Source organism: Amycolatopsis sp. lyj-346 (genome assembly GCF_046548975.1).
Classification (GTDB): Bacteria; Actinomycetota; Actinomycetes; order Mycobacteriales; family Pseudonocardiaceae; genus Amycolatopsis.
In genome coordinates this window covers 63,279-79,065 of the sequence record NZ_JAJPWT010000022.1, presented here as the reverse complement: position 1 = coordinate 79,065, position 15,787 = coordinate 63,279, and the positions used below count along the sequence as shown (strand labels likewise).

Annotated in this window: 11 protein-coding genes and 2 pseudogenes; 9 read left to right on the top strand and 4 right to left on the bottom strand. The window is 71.2% G+C overall.

The window, feature by feature from the left end:
• Positions 1-7: 7 nt before the first annotated feature.
• Positions 8-1,408, bottom strand: coding sequence for a cytochrome ubiquinol oxidase subunit I (locus tag ACLJQE_RS40885; protein ID WP_410645070.1), 1,401 nt, complete (start codon positions 1,406-1,408; stop codon positions 8-10).
• A 171-nt stretch (positions 1,409-1,579) separates the two neighbouring features.
• Here ACLJQE_RS40885 and ACLJQE_RS40880 point away from each other — a divergent pair, with 171 nt between their 5' ends.
• Both ACLJQE_RS40880 and ACLJQE_RS40875 read left to right on the top strand, forming a co-directional pair.
• Positions 1,580-2,218, top strand: coding sequence for a response regulator transcription factor (locus ACLJQE_RS40880; RefSeq protein WP_410645069.1), 639 nt, complete (start codon positions 1,580-1,582; stop codon positions 2,216-2,218).
• A 237-nt stretch (positions 2,219-2,455) separates the two neighbouring features.
• A complete protein-coding gene (locus ACLJQE_RS40875; protein ID WP_410645068.1) occupies positions 2,456-3,598 on the top strand; it encodes a DUF3644 domain-containing protein in 1,143 nt (380 codons plus the stop codon).
• Positions 3,599-3,650: 52 nt separating this feature from the next.
• Here ACLJQE_RS40875 and ACLJQE_RS40870 read toward each other — a convergent pair whose 3' ends face one another.
• A complete protein-coding gene (locus ACLJQE_RS40870; RefSeq protein WP_410645067.1) occupies positions 3,651-4,640 on the bottom strand; it encodes an Acg family FMN-binding oxidoreductase in 990 nt (329 codons plus the stop codon).
• A 187-nt stretch (positions 4,641-4,827) separates the two neighbouring features.
• Between ACLJQE_RS40870 and ACLJQE_RS40865 the strand changes: the two genes are divergently transcribed.
• Positions 4,828-6,522: a GAF domain-containing protein gene (locus ACLJQE_RS40865; RefSeq protein WP_410645066.1), complete on the top strand. Its 1,695-nt coding sequence runs from the start codon at positions 4,828-4,830 to the stop codon at positions 6,520-6,522.
• Between the two features lie 192 nt (positions 6,523-6,714).
• Here ACLJQE_RS40865 and ACLJQE_RS40860 read toward each other — a convergent pair.
• Positions 6,715-6,945, bottom strand: a pseudogene (locus ACLJQE_RS40860) (dsRBD fold-containing protein); the annotation flags it as partial.
• A gap of 190 nt (positions 6,946-7,135) precedes the next feature.
• Here ACLJQE_RS40860 and ACLJQE_RS40855 point away from each other — a divergent pair.
• From ACLJQE_RS40855 to ACLJQE_RS40830, 6 genes and pseudogenes are all read left to right on the top strand, one after another.
• Entirely contained in the window at positions 7,136-7,543 is a 408-nt protein-coding gene (locus tag ACLJQE_RS40855; RefSeq protein ID WP_410645064.1) for an Hsp20/alpha crystallin family protein, read from the top strand.
• A gap of 69 nt (positions 7,544-7,612) precedes the next feature.
• Positions 7,613-10,246, top strand: a complete 2,634-nt coding sequence (locus ACLJQE_RS40850) for a GNAT family N-acetyltransferase (RefSeq protein WP_410645063.1) — start codon at positions 7,613-7,615, stop codon at positions 10,244-10,246.
• A 10-nt stretch (positions 10,247-10,256) separates the two neighbouring features.
• Positions 10,257-11,342 (top strand): acetate/propionate family kinase, encoded by a 1,086-nt coding sequence (locus ACLJQE_RS40845; RefSeq protein ID WP_410645062.1) that lies wholly within the window; start codon positions 10,257-10,259, stop codon positions 11,340-11,342.
• Between the two features lie 4 nt (positions 11,343-11,346).
• Positions 11,347-11,730, top strand: coding sequence for a hypothetical protein (locus ACLJQE_RS40840; RefSeq protein ID WP_410645061.1), 384 nt, complete (start codon positions 11,347-11,349; stop codon positions 11,728-11,730).
• A complete protein-coding gene (locus ACLJQE_RS40835; RefSeq protein WP_410645059.1) occupies positions 11,727-12,461 on the top strand; it encodes a hypothetical protein in 735 nt (244 codons plus the stop codon). Before ACLJQE_RS40840 ends, ACLJQE_RS40835 begins: the two co-directional genes overlap by 4 nt.
• Positions 12,462-12,463: 2 nt before the next feature.
• A pseudogene (locus ACLJQE_RS40830) lies at positions 12,464-15,137 on the top strand (cation-translocating P-type ATPase).
• A gap of 78 nt (positions 15,138-15,215) precedes the next feature.
• Here ACLJQE_RS40830 and ACLJQE_RS40825 read toward each other — a convergent pair.
• Entirely contained in the window at positions 15,216-15,671 is a 456-nt protein-coding gene (locus tag ACLJQE_RS40825) for a universal stress protein (protein ID WP_410645058.1), read from the bottom strand.
• Between the last annotated feature and the right edge of the window lie 116 nt (positions 15,672-15,787).

Sequence of the window (15,787 nt, the reverse complement as noted above, 5' to 3'; positions counted from 1 at the left end):
TGCTCCGTCAGTAGGCGAAGGCCGCGGGGCGCGGCTCGTCGGAATCGGTTTCTTCGCTCGGGGCTTCGGGTGGTGGGGGACCGGCCTTGGCGTAGCGGACCATCAGGACGCCGTCGACGACCGCGAGCACGCCGTAGAGCACGGTGAACACGATCAGCGAGGTCAGCACGGTCCCGGCGGAAACGGTGGGGGAGACGGAGTCGGCGGTCTTGAGCACGCCGAACACCGACCCGGGCTGGCGGCCCATTTCGGTGAAGATCCAGCCGACGCTGTTGGCCAGGAACGGCAGCGCGAGCCCGGCGGTCGCGGCGGGGAAGAACCAGCGGGCGCGCGGGGTGCGGCCGCGGCGGAACAGCCACAGCCCGACCAGGGAGATCAGCAGGCACAGAAAGCCGAAGCCGATCATCAGGCGGAACGTCCAGTAGCTGACGGGGATGTTCGGCCGGTACTCGCCCGGACCGTACTGCTGCTGTTCGGCGGCCTGCAGGTCGTTGATGCCCTCCACCCGGCCGTCGAACTTCCCGGTGGCCATGAAGGAGAGCACGCCGGGGACGCGGATGGAGAACTTCTCCTGGGAGCCGTCGAGCGAGCCGATGGTGAACAGCGAGAACGAGGCGGGCGCGACGGTGTCGTAGAGCGCTTCGGCGGCGGCCATCTTCATCGGCTGCTGCTCGGTCATCAGCCGGGCCTGCAGGTCACCGGTGACGATGACGCCCAGGCTCGCGATCAGCACGGTGACCAGCGCGAGCTTCATCGACGGCCGGTAGACGTCCGTCGCGTGGCCTTTGCGGAGCTGCCAGGCGCTGATCCCGACGACGAACATTCCGGCGGTGAGGAAGCACGCGGTGATCGTGTGGGCGAAGGCGCCGACGGCGGTGGAGTTGGTCAGCACGGCGCCGAAGTCCTTGAGCTCCGCGCGGCCGGTCGCCGGGTTCACGATCGAGCCGACCGGGTGCTGCATCCAGGAGTTGGCGGCGAGGATGAAGTACGCCGAGAGCACGGTGCCGATCGAGGCGATCCAGATCGTGGCCAGGTGCAGCTTCTTCGGCAGCTTGTCCCAGCCGAAGATCCACAGGCCGAGGAACGTCGATTCGAGGAAGAACGCCAGCAGCCCTTCGATGGCCAGGGGCGCGCCGAAGATGTCGCCGACGAAGGTGCTGTAGTCGGACCAGTTCATGCCGAACTGGAATTCCTGCACGATGCCGGTCGCCACGCCCATGGCGAAGTTGATGAGGAACAGCTTCCCCCAGAACTTCGTCATCCGGCGGTAGCGGTCGTTCCCGGTGCGCACCCAGGCGGTCTGCATCCCGGCGACCAGGAAGGACAGCCCGATGGTCAGCGGGACGAAGATGAAGTGGTAGACGGTGGTGATCCCGAACTGCCATCGCGCCAGGTCGAGGTTGCTCATCCGGTTCTCCTGCTCGCACGGACGATGTTGACCACGGAAGCATCGGGCCCGGGGCAGCTTCGGCGAGAGGGTCCTTGGTCACTTCCCGGACGGTCCCCGGTCCCTGCCATCGGGGGCCCTGTGGTCGTACTCTGATCTCCGTCGAACTTTTCCGCGCACAGGAGGTCGGAGATGCTCCGGGTTTTTCTCGTCGATGACCACGAGGTCGTTCGTCGTGGCGTCGCCGACCTGCTGGACGAGGACGAGGAACTGACTGTGATCGGGCAGGCCGGCAGCGTGTCTCAGGCGTTGGCCCGGATCCCGGCGCTCAACCCCGACGTGGCGGTGCTGGACGTGCGGCTGCCCGACGGTAACGGCATCGAACTGGCCCGTGAGCTGCGCTCGAAGCTGCCGGAGCTGAAGTGCCTGATGCTCACGTCGTACACCGATGAGCAGGCGATGCTGGACGCCGTGATGGCCGGGGCGAGCGGGTTCGTCATCAAGGACATCAAGGGCATGGACCTGGTCTCTGCGGTGCGGGACGTCGGGGCGGGCAAGTCCCTGCTCGACGCGCACGCCGCGGCCGCCCTGATGGCGAAGCTGCGCGACAGCCAGACCAAGAAGGGCCCGCTGGCGGACCTCTCGGACCAGGAGAAGAAGCTGCTGGAGCTGATCGGCGAGGGCCTGACCAACCGGCAGATCTCCGAGCGGATGTTCCTGGCCGAGAAGACGGTCAAGAACTACGTCTCCCGGCTGCTCACCAAGCTGGGGATGGAGCGGCGAACTCAGGCCGCGGTGCTCGCCACCGAACTGCGAAACCAGAACGGTTAAGACGCTTGGAACCGGTGTTACGGACCTGACGGTCCGTAACACCGGGGCCTGGAAGTCCGATCTTGAGTGCATGGGTGGCAAGCCGTCGGGATTGCCGTTCGGCGAGACCTGACCGATTGTCGCCCGGTGGAACCCGCGAGACTGTCGATACGGCCGCCTTGCTCGAAAAGAATGGCCTTATCTGCACGATCAGCGAACCTTCGCGAGGTGGAGCACGTGGCACCGCGACCTCGATTCATGCACATGGTCGACGCATCCCGGGACGAAGCCCAGTTGGCTGTGCGGCTGTACAACGACCCGGCGGAGACCAGGTCGTTCGAGGGGTTCGTCGTCCACATGCACCTGGCCTGGCTTTATCTCCTGCACGGCGAACTCACCCGGAACGGCGTCGACTTCCGATATTGGCACCTCCAGGGGCGTGCTCGGCGTGTCGAGCGGATCGACGGTGAACCAAAGCGCTGGGACTTGGCCCGCTGTGTGCGGCATCGGTGGTCCGATGAGAAGGACCCGGTCCGAGCCAATCTCACGTTCTTCATCGGATTGCGCAACAAGATCGAGCATCGGTACGCCCGGCAACAGGAAGCTCTCACGGCAGCCGTCGGCGGCCACAGTCAGGCGCTTCTGCTGAACTACGAGGAGGAACTCACCGGCCAGTTCGGAGTCGGCTCCTCGCTGGCTACCCGCCTGCGTTTCCCGGTCTTCGTCGGCAGCTTCACCGATGAGGGAGAGCGAACGCTACGCCGGATGCGTTCTCGGCTTCCCGCCGCGCTGCGCACCTTCATCGCCGAATACGACGCCGGCCTCGACGAGTCGACCGCCCGGGACCCGCGGTACGACTTCCGATTACGCGTCCTTCAGGAACTTGCTCCGAAGGACCCCGACGCCCTCGCTGTCCAATTCACCCGCTACGACGACCTGACGGACGAACAGCGCGCCACTATCGAGGCGATCGGGAGAAAGGGGTACGTCGTAGTCCGGGAGCGCAAGCGACCTGTCGTCGGACATGGACTGCTGAGACCGACTGAAGCTGCCAAAGCGGTGCAAGAACAGATCCCCTTCTGCTTCAACGCGAACCTGTTCGCCAAGTCTTGGAAGAAGCTCGAAGTCCGTCCGCCGACGGGCGACGCGCATCCGGAAAAGACGGACGAGAAGTACTGCCTGTACGACGAACGACACAACGATTACGGTTACACCCCGGCCTACGTCGCCAGGCTCGTCCGCGAGTGCGCAACCGAAGCTGGATTCCGCACGTTGCTCGGGACGGCGCCCAAGGACAAAGTCACGGGCGAGTGGGTGGGCACGCCGCCCCCAGGTGCGAGTCCGCCGTGGAAACGAGCAGGACCGTTCCCGGCGGAAACGCTCGAAGGCGCGAGCGCCTGAGCGGCCGCTTCCAGATCGACGTCCTCGCCACCGAACTGCGCAAGCAGGGACACTAAGCGCTCGTCCGCTCCGGCTCCAGCAGGACGTCGGCCAGGGACCGGCGCGGGGTCCACGGCACCGGTGCGCCGCGGCCGAGGCGCAGCACGATCTGCGGCCACAGCCCCCCGCCGAGCAGGGCGCGCAGCTCCCTCCGCACCGCGGGAACCTCGACCGGCTGGGAGATGAACGACGCGTCGAGCCCGGCGGCCGTGGCCGTCAGCAGCACCCGCTGCATGGCCTGACCGGCCCGGATCCGGTCGATCCGGGTGTCGTCGAAGGAGCCGATGACCACGACCAGCGGCTCCGACTCGTCGGGTCGGCCGCGCCGCCGCGCACCGAAGTCCCGCAGCACCCAGCCGCCGTTGTCGGAGGGCATCGCGCCGGCCGCGTACTCGGGGACGCCGTCCCGGCTGCCTGGGGCGCGCGCCGTCCAGTATCGCCACTCGGCGACGAACGCCGGGTCGGAAACCTGCACCTGGTGGCTCTTGTGCACCAGCTCTCGCAGGCCTTCCAGCTGGTGAGCGTCCAGCCGCGGCAGCCACGCCTGCTCGACTTCGGCGGCGTGCCGTAGTTCGGCGACCATCGGTGCGGGGATGGTGTCCGTGCCGAACGGTGTCCGGTTCGTGTGCCGGCGAGGGATCGCGTCGGCCAGGTGGACCAACCGGGGGTCGGGACGCCGGGCCGCGAACGGCCGGACGAGGGCCAGCAGCGTGGGGTCATCGCGGCGCGGCAGCAGCGTGGTGGCCGGGTGTGCGCCGAGGGCGTTGATGGCGGTGCGCAGGTTGAACAGCGCTGCGCCGCACGAGAGCAGCAGTTCCCGCTGGTCGGCGTCGGCCACGGGCAGGGCGCGGTCCGGATCGGCGTGCAGTTCGAGGCCCGCGGGTGTGCAGCGGAACCGCCACGGCTGCGTGTTGTGCGTCGACGGCGCGAGCATCGCGGCGCCGATCACCGACTTCACCTGATCGGGGTCCAGCAGGCCGATCGCGGTGATGGGTAGTGTCATGGTTTCCCCTCGTGCCGCCGCGCGGCACACTGTGGTTCCGAAAGCTTCCTCCGACGGTCTCTCGCGTGGCGAGGCTGCGGAAAGGGGAGAAAGTCACCAGGGCGAGGTCGGAACGGACGGTGCGGAGGTCGTGGGCGCGGTGTCGGTGAACGAACCAGGGCAGCACCCGGAGGACAGGCCCCGGCGGATGGCGGGGACGCTCTCCGGGCTGCGGCTGCGCGAGGTCCTCCGTGACCTCCAGGACCGGATCGAGCTGCTGATCGGGACCCGCGACAAGATGGACGGCCTGCTCGACGCGGTCCTGGCCGTCGCGTCCGGACTGGAACTGGACACCACGCTGCGGCGCATCGTGCAGGCCGCCATCGAGCTCGGCGAGGCGAAGTACGGCGCACTCGGGGTACTCGCCGAAGACGGCTCCCTGTCCGAGTTCATCTACCTCGGGATCGACGACGAGACCCGCACGCTGATCGGCGACCTGCCCGAAGGCCACGGCGTCCTCGGCGTGGTCATCGAGGAGGCGAAGCCGCTGCGGCTGGAAGAGATTTCCGCCCATCCGGCGTCGGTGGGCTTCCCCGCCCACCACCCGCCGATGCACTCCTTTCTCGGGGTGCCGGTGCGGGTGCGGGATGAGGTGTTCGGCCGGCTGTACCTGACGGAGAAGAAGAACGGCGAGCAGTTCACCGACGACGACGAGGTCGTCGTGCAGGCCCTGGCCGCCGCGGCCGGGATCGCGATCGAGAACGCGCACCTCTACGAGCAGGCGCGGGTGCGGCAGCAGTGGCTGGCCGCGACCAGTGAGGTGACGACCGAACTGCTGGGCGGTACCGACCCGGCGGAGGCGCTCGACATCATCGCCAGCCGGGCGCTGGAACTGACCGGATCGGACGTCACCATGCTCGCCTTGCCCAACTCCGGGCGGCTCGACGTCGACGAGGACTGGGGCGACGACGTCGACGACCTGACGGTGACCGTCTGCGCGGGGGTCCGGGCTACCGAGCTGTCGGGTCTGCACATCGACGTCGAAGGCAGTCTGCCCGGCGCGGTGTACCGGGACCGGACGCCGCGGAGCGTTCCGGAGCTGGAACTGGGGGACTACGCCTTCGGGCCGGCGCTGGTGGTGCCGCTGCGCGCGGGTGACCGCACGACCGGCGTGCTCATCGCCGTCCGGGAGCCGGGAGCGGCGTCGTTCGAGTCGGCCCAGCTATCGGTTGTGGCCTCTTTCGCCGACCAGGCCGCGCTGGCGCTGCAGATGGCCGCGCAGCAGCGGACCGCCCGCGAGCTGGACGTGCTCGGCGATCGTGACCGGATTGCCCGCGACCTGCACGACCACGTCATCCAGCGGCTGTTCGCGGTGGGCCTGTCGATGCAGAGCACGCAGCGGCGGACCAAGTCGCCGGAGCTGCAGAAGCGGCTCGGGGACAGCATCGAGCAGATGCACGAGATCGTCCAGGAGATCCGCACCGCCATCTTCGACCTGCACGGCGGCGCGGCGGGGGAGACGGGGCTGCGGCTGCGGCACCGCCTGCACGACGCGATCGCCGAGCTGACCGACGACGCTCCGCTGCACCCGACGGTCAGCATGTCCGGCCCGCTCGACGCCCTGCCCACGCAGCTGGCCGAGCACGCCGAGGCGGTGGTGCGCGAAGGGGTCAGCAACGCCGTCCGGCACGCGGAGGCCTCGGCGTTGTCGGTCTCGGTCGTGGTGAAGGACGACGTCCTGCGGATCGTCGTGGCCGACGACGGCAAGGGGCTGCCCGCCGAAGTCTCGCCGAGCGGGCTGGGCAACCTCGGTGACCGCGCCGAAGCCGTCGGCGGGCACTTCACGATCGAAGCCGTCCCCGCCGGTGGCCTGAAGCTGGAGTGGTCCGCGCCGGTCGGCTGACCCGGGTTGCTTCATTCGAACGTATGTTCTACGGTGGTGTGGTGCCGGGCGGAGTGGGGAAGACTCCGCCCGGCGCGTCCACCGCGCAAGCTCGCCTCTACGTAGGTAGCGTCTGGCCCGCGGGCCGGCGCGCTCCCTCCCCCTCGGCCCGTCGGCCCGCGTCCCGCGATTAAAGGGCCAGGTGCGACCGGCTTCCGCTTCCAGTTCCGCGGTTGCGGCTTCCACCAGTTCTTCCGTGAGGTCGGACATCGCCCGGCCCAGCGCCAGGTAACCGGCGATCCGGGCCGGGCCGGCCCGATGGGCGAGGCCCACGCCGGAGAACTCGTGCCTGTCCGGCGTGTGCAGCACGATCTGTGCCCGGGTCCGGTGCGGGCCGTGCTCGACGGCGACGTCGAAGCTCCAGGTTTCCGCTGGCTGGTTCATTTCTTGCTCCCGTTCTCCCCGTGCGCTGACGGTGACACCGGGGCCGGACGGAGTACAGGGCCGTTGGTCCCCGGCCGGGTCTTCGGTGACGAAGGTCCTCGCGGTTCGGGCAGTCCGGCCGCTTCGCGGCACCGGGTCCCCGAGGTCTCCTTGTGGTGCGGCGCCCGTCGCCGCGGAGAGGAGCGAAACGATGACTGCCTTGGTGCCGGGCTCACGCCTGGCGTTGCCGAGCATCGCGGCGTGGCTGGAGAACCCGTGGCCGTTCGCCGAGCACAACCCGGTCCGGATCGAGGAGTCCACTGAGGACGGACGGTACCTCGTGCGGGCCGAACTGCCCGGCTTCGACCCGGAGAAGCACGTCTCCGTGACCACACACAACGGTCTGCTCACCATCACGGCCGAGCGGGAGGCGAAGGAGCACACGGAGGGCCGCAGCGAGTTCTACTACGGCACCTTCAGCCGCACCGTCAGCCTGCCGGCCGGGGCCGACCCGGCGAAGGTCAAGGCGACGTACTCCGACGGCATCCTCGAGATCTCGATGCCGGTCTCGGAGCACCCGCGCGACAAGCACGTCAAGATCCAGGTCACCAAGGACTAGGTGACCTCCACTCAGGTGGGCGCGGCCACTTGGTCGGCCGCGCCCGCCTTCGTGCCGTGAGGAGAAGCGATGAGCGTGGAGGCGGGCTCCCGGGCCCTGCTCGCGGACGGTGACGTGGTGCTTGTGCGCCCGTTGCACCCGGCCGACACCGCCGAGGTGCTCACCCTGCACACCCGGCTCACCCAGCAGGACACCTACTTCCGGTTCTTCGGCGCGCGACCGTCCGGATTGGACAGACTGGCGGCGGAGATGACCGCCGATCCCGGCCCCGGCCACTACGCCGTGGGCTGCTACCGCCGCGGCGAGCTCGTCGGCGTCGCGAACTACGAGGTCCTGAAGGACTCCCGTGACGCCGAAGTCGCCTTGGTCGTCGACGCGACCGTGCGCACGCAGGGCGTCGCGACCCTGCTGATGGAGCACCTCGTCTCCCACGCCCGGAAGGCGGGCCTGAAGCGGTTCGTCGCCGAGGTGCTCGCCGAGAACGCCAAGGTGCTCCACGTCTTCGCCGACCTCGGCCTGCGGTTCGAGGCCAGCGTCGGCGGCCCCGAACGGGACGTCGTGATGATCCTCGACGAAGACGCCGCCTACCTGGACGCCGTGCTGAAGCGCGACTCGGTCGCCGACGCGGCCAGCCTGACCCACTTGTTCAAGCCGTCGTCGATCGCCGTCATCGGCTCGGGACGGCGCCCGGGTTCGGTGGGGCACGCGATCCTGGCCAATCTCGTCGCCTCCGGCTACCGGGGACCGGTCGAGGTGGTGAACCCGCACGCCCGTGAGATTCTCGGCGTGCCGAGCGTCCGGTCCGTGGCGGCGCTGAGCCGCACCCCCGAACTCGCGGTGGTCTGCCTGCCCGCGCCGGCCGCCGCCGAAGCGGTCGAAGAATGCGGGAAACGGGGTGTCCGTGCGGTCGTGATCATCTCCTCGGGCCTCACCGGCTCCGAGGCGGGCGAACGGGTCCACGCCGCGGTGCGCGAGTACGGCATGCGGCTGGTCGGCCCGAACTGCCTCGGTGTGGTCTCCACCGACCCGGCCTGCCCCTACGACCTCACCTTCCTCGCTTCTCCGGTCCGTCCGGGCAACATCGGCGTGGTCACCCAATCCGGCGGAGTGGGCATCGCGCTCGCGGAGTCCCTCGGCGACCTCGGCCTCGGCATGTCGACGCTGGTCTCCACCGGCGACAAGTACGACGTCAGCGGCAACGACCTGCTGATGTGGTGGACCGCCGACCGCCGGACCGAGCTGGCGGTGCTCTACCTCGAATCGTTCGGCAACCCCCGCAAGTTCAGCCGCCTGGCGCGGCAGCTGGCCCGCACGCGTCCGGTGCTCGCCGTCCGGTCGGGCAGCGGCGGGACCGCCCAGCGCGCCGCCGCTTCGCACACCGCGGCCGCCGCGACCCCCGCGGTCACCCGCGACGCGCTGTTCGAGCAGGCCGGGGTCATCGCCGTCGACACCGTCGCCGAGCTGGTCGACGTCATCGCCGGGCTGTCGTGGCAGCTGCTGCCGGGCGGCCCGCGCGTGGCCGTCGTCAGCAACGCCGGCGGGGCAGGGGTGCTGGCCGCCGACGCCTGCGAGCGCGAAGGCCTGGTCATGGCCGAACTCTCCGACGACACCCGGGACCGGCTCGCCAAGCTGCTCCCGGCCGAAGCCGCGGTGCGCAACCCGGTCGACACGACCGCGGCCGTCCCACCGGAGCTCTTCGCCGACGCGCTGCGGGCCGTCCTCGCCGACGACGGGGTCGACGCGGTGATCGCCGCGACCGTGCCCACCGCTGTCGGCGACCCCGGGACCGCGATCGCCGCGGTGCTGCCGCCGGAGTACAAGACCGTCTTCGCGGTCCGGCCCGGGCAGCGCGCCCGCGTCGCCCCGCTGGTGCCCGGCCGCGGGGTGACCGCCTGCTACGACGACCCGGCCGCGGCCGCCGCGGTCCTGGCCCGGCTCGTCCGCTACGAGCAGTGGCTGAACCGCCCCGAGACAGAGGAATCCCTTGCGCCGCTGGCGGATCCCGATGCGCTGAGGGCGTTCGCCACCGGACGCGAGGGCTGGCTCCCACCCGCCGAGGCCGTCGAGCTGCTGCGCTTGGCCGACATCCCGATGGTGGAGACCCGGTACGTCGAAGCCGACGACTCGATGGCCGCCGCGGCCGCCGACCTGGACTCGCCGGTCGTGCTGAAGGCCGACGCCGAAGGGCTGCTGCACAAGACCGCGGGCGGCGGCGTGCTGCTGAACGTGCACGGCGCCGACCGGATCATGGAGGCGTTCCGCACCCTGCGATCCCGGTTCGGCTCGGCCCTGCGCGGGGTCACCGTGCAGCCGATGGCCGAACCCGGGCGGGAGCTGCTGGTCGGTGTGCGCTCGGACCCGGTGTTCGGGCCGTTGGTCGTGTTCGGCCTCGGCGGCGTTGACACCGACCTGATCGCCGACCGCGCCGCCCGGCTCGCCCCGCTCACCGCAGCAGACGCCGACCTGCTCCTGGATGGGTTGCGATCGTCGAAGGCGCTGTGGGCGTCCGGGCAGCTCGACCGGGCCGCCGTGCGGGAGCTGCTGCTGAAGGTCAGCCGGCTCGCCGAGCTCGTCCCCGAGCTGGCCGAGCTGGACCTCAACCCGGTGCGCGTGCGTTCCGAAGGCTGTGTGGCGCTCGACGTCCGCGCCCGGTTCGAACGGTCCGCGTCCGCCGACCCGTTCCTGCGCCACCTACGGGACTGAAGGAGCGACCATGCGTGTGCTGACCCTGAACCCGGGCTCGTCGAGCATGAAGGTGTCGCTGGTCGCCGACGGCACCGCGGTCGGCTGGACAGCGTGGGACCTGGCCGATCCCGGCGCCGTCGCCCAGGCGATCCGCCGCTGGTCCGAGGTGGACGCGATCGCCGTCCGCTTCGTCCACGGCGGGCTGCAGAAGGCCCCGGCGCGAGTCGACGACGCGCTGCTCGCGAACCTCGAACGGCTCACCTCGCTCGCGCCGAACCACCAGCCGTTGTCGTTGGAGGTGACGCGGGAGGTCCGGCGGCTGCTGCCCGATGTTCCGGTGGTGGCTTGCTTCGACACCGCCTTCCACGCGCAGATGCCCGAGGCCGCGGCGCGGTACCCGCTGCCGCGGTCGTGGACCGCGCAGAACCGCTTGCGCCGCTACGGTTTCCATGGCCTGTCGTGCCAGTACGCGTTGCGGCGCACCGGGGAGCTGCTCGGCCGGGCGCCCGACGAGCTGCAGGTGGTCTGCGCCCACGTCGGGGCCGGGGTGTCGGTGACCGCGATCCGCGACGGTCACGGCGTCGACACCAGCATGGGCTTCACTCCGCTCGAAGGCGCCATGATGGCCACGCGGTCGGGTTCGGTCGACCCGGGGCTGCTGCTGCACGTGATGCAGACGGCGCCGATGACCCCGGCCGAGATGGCCGACGCGCTGTTCCACCGTTCCGGGCTGGCCGGGATGAGCGGCACGAACGGCGACCTGCGCCGGGTGCTGGCCGCGGCCGATCGCGGCGAACGGGACGCCGAGGTCGCGCTCGACGTCTACCGGCACCGGCTCCGCCGCGAGATCGGCGCGGCCGCGACGAGCCTGTCGCGCCTGGACGCGGTGGTGTTCACCGGCGGCGTCGCCGAGCACCAGCCGGAGCTGATCAAGTCCGTCATCGACGGGCTCGGTGTGCTCGGCCTGCGCGCCGGCAACGTCCCGCACACCGACGTCGACCGGGTCGTCACCGCGGCGGACTCGCCGGTGCCCGCCTTGATCGTCCTGCCCCGGGAAGACCTGGAGCTGGCCCGCGGCGCCGAAGAGGCGCTCGCCCGAGTGATCGTGAGGTGAAGCCATGCACGTCCTGCTGACCGAAGCGTCCTTCGGGGACGCCGACTTCCTCGTCCAGCCCTTGCGCGACGCCGGCTGCCTGGTCAGCCGGTGCCACAGCCGCGCCGGGCTCTGCCGCGCCCTCGCGGTCGGTGGCCGCTGCCCGCTCGACGAGCCGTTCGCCCAGCCCGACCTGGTCGTCGACGTCCGGGGTCAGGAGGCCGAGCTGACGGCCCGCGAGTTCGGCGTCGTCTGCGCGGTCCGCGACCACGTGCCGGTCGCGCTGGTCTCCCCGGACCCGGACGTCCGGGCCGAGATCCCGCCCGGCCTGGAGAACCGCGTCACCGTGATCGACGTCGACGGCCTGCTGGCCACCTGCCGGGCCGCGTCGAGACACCTCGGCGGATGACCGCGCAGGCGTTCCGGTGGGACCGGTCGTCACGGTCGGTCCTCGGCGACGCGCTGGTGCGGCTCGGCCCGAACCGGTGCGTCGCGGAGGTCCGGCCGGACGAAATCGTGCTGACCGAGCCGCCCGTCCGGCGCGAGCGGGCCGACACCGCCGCCCTCCTCGAATGCGGCGCCGCGCTGTCGACCATCTGGACCGTCGTGCGGGTTCTCGGCCGTGAACCGGTGGTCGCCTTCCCGCACGACCCGGACCGCCCCGACGTGGTGGCCGTCGTGCGCGTCGGCGGCGCGCGCGGCCCGTCGAGCGGTGAATGGGCGCGCTACGTGGCGCTGCGGAAGCTGGGAGAACCGCGACAGGGCACGGCGCTGCGCCCGGTCAGCCTCGCCGTGCTGGGCGCGGTGGGCGGCGACGACTTCTGGCCGGAAACGGACGTCCGGATCGTCCGCCCGGACTGGGCACTGACACTCAAGCAGCTCGGCGCCGACGTCACCGGGCACTCGTCGCTGCTGATCACCACGCCCGGCGACAGCCGCCGCCACCACGCCCTAGCCGGTGCGGCCCTGCACTCGACCCGGCTCGCCACCGCGGTCCGCGGCTTCGCCTCGCGGGTGCTGCCGACGCCGGCCCTGGCGCCCGCCGAGCGGGCCAAGTACGTCGAGGACGGGCTGCTGCCCGGACTACCCCAAGCCCTGCTCCTGGTCGGTCTCGCCACCCCTAAGCGAAAGAAGCCCTGACGATGACCACGCACCTGAGGACGAAGCCGGACGCCGGGGAAGCCCCGGAGGTGGACGCGCGCGAACCCGTCGCCCGCCTGCTGCGGGATCTGCGCACCGGCGTCACGGGCCTGACCGCCCGCGAAGCCGCTCGCCGGCTCCAGGTGAGCGGCCCCAACGTGCTGCCGTCCCACCACGGCGCGACGTGGCCGCTGGCCCTGCTGCGGCAGCTGATCCACCCGCTCGCGCTGCTGCTGTGGGTCGCGGCCGGGCTCGCCTGGCTGGCCGGGACGACCAACCTCGCGATCGCCATCGTCGGGGTGATCCTGCTCAACGGCCTGCTGGCGTTCGTCCAGGAGCAGCAGGCGGAAAAGGCCGTCGAGGCGCTCGGCCGCTACCTCCCCGACCGCGCGTCGGTGCTGCGCGACGGCAGTGTCCGGCACGTGCCCGCGACGGAGATCGTGCCCGGGGACGTGCTGGTGCTCGCCGAGGGGGACCGCGTCCCGGCCGACGCAAGGCTGGTGGAGGGCACCCTCGACGTCGACGCTTCGATGCTGACCGGGGAGTCGGCGGCGGTGACGCGGATGGCCGACGTCCACGACGACGCGTCCCGGCCGCTGGAGTCTCCCGTGCTCGTCTTCAGCGGCACGGTCTGCGTCGCCGGCGCCGCGCACGCGGTCGTGCACGCCACCGGGCGGCACACCGAGATCGGCCGGATCGCGTCGCTCTCGGCCCGGGTGGGGCGTGAGGAGAGCCCGCTGGAGCGGCAGGTCCGCCGCGTGGCGTGGCTGATCGCCGGGGTCGCGGTCGTGGTCGGCATCGGCTTCCTGCCGCTGGGCTGGCTGGCCGGGCTTTCGTGGTCGGCGGCGTTCGTGTTCGCGATCGGCCTGCTGGTCGCGAACGTCCCCGAGGGGCTGCTGCCGACGATCACCCTCGCGCTGGCCGCCGGGGTCCGGTCCATGGCCAAGGAAGGCGCACTGGTCAAACGGCTGTCGGCGGTGGAGACCCTGGGCTCCACGACGGTGATCTGCACCGACAAGACCGGAACCCTGACCCGCAACTCGATGCACGTCGAAGAGGTCCGGGACGGCCTGGGCGAACCTCTCTCGGACGTGGGTGTGCTGGCCGCGTCCCTCGCGCGCTGCAGCACCGCCGACCTCGCCTCGGCCAGTGGTGACCCGACGGAGCTGGCGCTGCTGGGCTACGCGGCCGACCACGGGACCGCGCTCGACCCGGCGGCCCGGGAAACCGCGCGGGAGACCCTGTACTCGTTCGACCCCCGGCTCAAGCGGATGTCTACTGTGGACTCCGTGGACGGTGTGTTGTTCGTGGCCACCAAGGGGTGCGCCGGAACAGGTGGTGCCGCGGTGCGCGTCGGTCCGCGACGCTTCCGGCACCGAAGTCCCGCTCACGACCGAGCTACGGGAGCGGATCATCGAGCGCGTCGACGAGATGGCGGGCCGCGCCCTGCGAGTGCTGGCCGTCGCCCGCCGCGAGGCGGCCGCCGTGCCGGGGAGCCGCGACGAAGCCGAGTCGGACCTGTGCCTGCTGGGGCTGGTCGGGCTCGTCGACCCGCCGCGGCCCGAGGTCGCCGCCGCGGTCGCGGACTGCCATTCGGCGGGCATCACCGTCCACGTCGTGACCGGCGACAACGGCCGGACCGCGGCGGAGATCGCGCGCCGCGTCGGGATCGGCGCGGACCGCGTGATCAGTGGTGACGAGCTCGCCGAGCTGCCGGAACCGGCGCTCGACGAAGCTTTGACGGCGGGCGGCGAGATCGTGTTCTCCCGCGCGGCGCCGGAAGACAAGCTGCGGATCGCCGACGCGCTGCGCGACTGCGGCGAAGTCGTGGCGATGACCGGCGACGGCGTCAACGACGCGCCGGCGTTGCGCCGGGCCGACATCGGTGTGGCGATGGGCGTCGGCGGAACGGACGTCGCGAAGGAAGCGGCGACGGTGGTGCTCACCGACGACAACTTCGCGACCATCGTCGCCGGGGTGCGGGAGGGGCGCCGGGTCTTCGACAACGTCCGCAAGTTCGTGCTCTACATCTTCGCGCACGCGGTGCCGGAAGTCCTGCCGTTCCTGCTCTTCGCGGTGTCCGGCGGGGCGATACCGCTGCCCCTGACGGTGTTGCAGATCCTGGCGATCGACCTCGGCACCGAGACGCTGCCCGCGCTGGCCCTCGGCCGCGAACCCGCCGAGCCGGGCCTGATGGCCCGCCGCCCGCGCCGCCGCTCGGAGGGCGTGGTCACCGGCCGGATGCTGTTGCGCGCGTGGGGGATCATGGGCCTGCTCTCCGGAGTCCTGGTGCTGGGCGCGTACTTCGCGGTGCTGTACGCGGCGGGCTGGCACCCGGGCGCGGACGTCTCGGCGGGAGCCCCGCTGCACCACGCGTACCTCCAGGCGACGACCGCGAGCTTCGCGGCGATCGTGTTCTGCCAGATCGGCACGGCTTTCGCGTCCCGCACCGAGCGGGTTTCCCTGCGCGAGGTGGGCCTCACGACGAACCGGCTGCTGCTGGGCGGGATCGTGTTCGAACTGGTCTTCGCCGCGGCGCTGATCTACCTGCCGCCGTTGCAAGCGCTGTTCGGGACGGCCGCTCTGCCGGCGTGGGTGATCGCGCTGATGCTGCCGATGCCGGTCCTGGTGTGGGGAGCGGACGAGCTGTTCCGCTGGGCCACCCGACGGCACTGAACGCACGAAAGCCTCCGGCGGTCACCAGCTTCGTGGTGGCCGCCGGAGGCTTTCCCTGCAGAACAGGGCAACCGCGGTTTAGACCGAAGCCAGCCGATTCGCGGCCTCCGGGGTGATGACCACGACCGGGCACCGCGAGAAGCGCACGCACTCCCGCCCCACGCTGCCCAGCACCAGGTCGGCCAGCGCGCCGCCGCGGTGGGTGCCCAGCACCAGCAGGTCCGCGTCGGCCGAAGCCGTCACCAGCTCGGTGGCCGGGTCGCCGTGGACCGTGCTCGTTTCGAGGGTGGCCGCCGTGTCGATGCGCAGACCGGCGATGTGCTCTTCGAGCGAGTAGGCCTGTTCCGGCACCCGGCCGTGCGGCTGGATGGTGAACGACGTGCCCGGCAGCAGGGTGTCCCGGGGCCGGACGAGGATCGCGCGGACCGAGTCACCAGCGTGCGCGCCCACCTCGAGAGCCCACCGCAAAGCCGCGTCGCCGCGTTCCGAGCCGTCCGTGCCGACGACGATCACTCGGCCAGTAGCTGAGTTCATGATCTGCCTTCCTTCCTCGGGTGTTACCGCGATCGTGCGCCCCGGCCGAGGGCGCGGGTAGGGGCCGAATTCCGCCGGACCGGAGGACTTTGTGCTCCGGTGCCCGCACCGGCCGC

Coding starts and splice junctions, on each gene's coding strand:
- ACLJQE_RS40885 (WP_410645070.1), bottom strand. CDS start 1,408: ATGAGCAACCTCGACCTGGCGCGATGGCAGTTCGGGATCACCACCGTC.
- ACLJQE_RS40880 (WP_410645069.1), top strand. CDS start 1,580: ATGCTCCGGGTTTTTCTCGTCGATGACCACGAGGTCGTTCGTCGTGGC.
- ACLJQE_RS40875 (WP_410645068.1), top strand. CDS start 2,456: ATGCACATGGTCGACGCATCCCGGGACGAAGCCCAGTTGGCTGTGCGG.
- ACLJQE_RS40870 (WP_410645067.1), bottom strand. CDS start 4,640: ATGACACTACCCATCACCGCGATCGGCCTGCTGGACCCCGATCAGGTG.
- ACLJQE_RS40865 (WP_410645066.1), top strand. CDS start 4,828: ATGGCGGGGACGCTCTCCGGGCTGCGGCTGCGCGAGGTCCTCCGTGAC.
- ACLJQE_RS40855 (WP_410645064.1), top strand. CDS start 7,136: ATGACTGCCTTGGTGCCGGGCTCACGCCTGGCGTTGCCGAGCATCGCG.
- ACLJQE_RS40850 (WP_410645063.1), top strand. CDS start 7,613: ATGAGCGTGGAGGCGGGCTCCCGGGCCCTGCTCGCGGACGGTGACGTG.
- ACLJQE_RS40845 (WP_410645062.1), top strand. CDS start 10,257: ATGCGTGTGCTGACCCTGAACCCGGGCTCGTCGAGCATGAAGGTGTCG.
- ACLJQE_RS40840 (WP_410645061.1), top strand. CDS start 11,347: ATGCACGTCCTGCTGACCGAAGCGTCCTTCGGGGACGCCGACTTCCTC.
- ACLJQE_RS40835 (WP_410645059.1), top strand. CDS start 11,727: ATGACCGCGCAGGCGTTCCGGTGGGACCGGTCGTCACGGTCGGTCCTC.
- ACLJQE_RS40825 (WP_410645058.1), bottom strand. CDS start 15,671: ATGAACTCAGCTACTGGCCGAGTGATCGTCGTCGGCACGGACGGCTCG.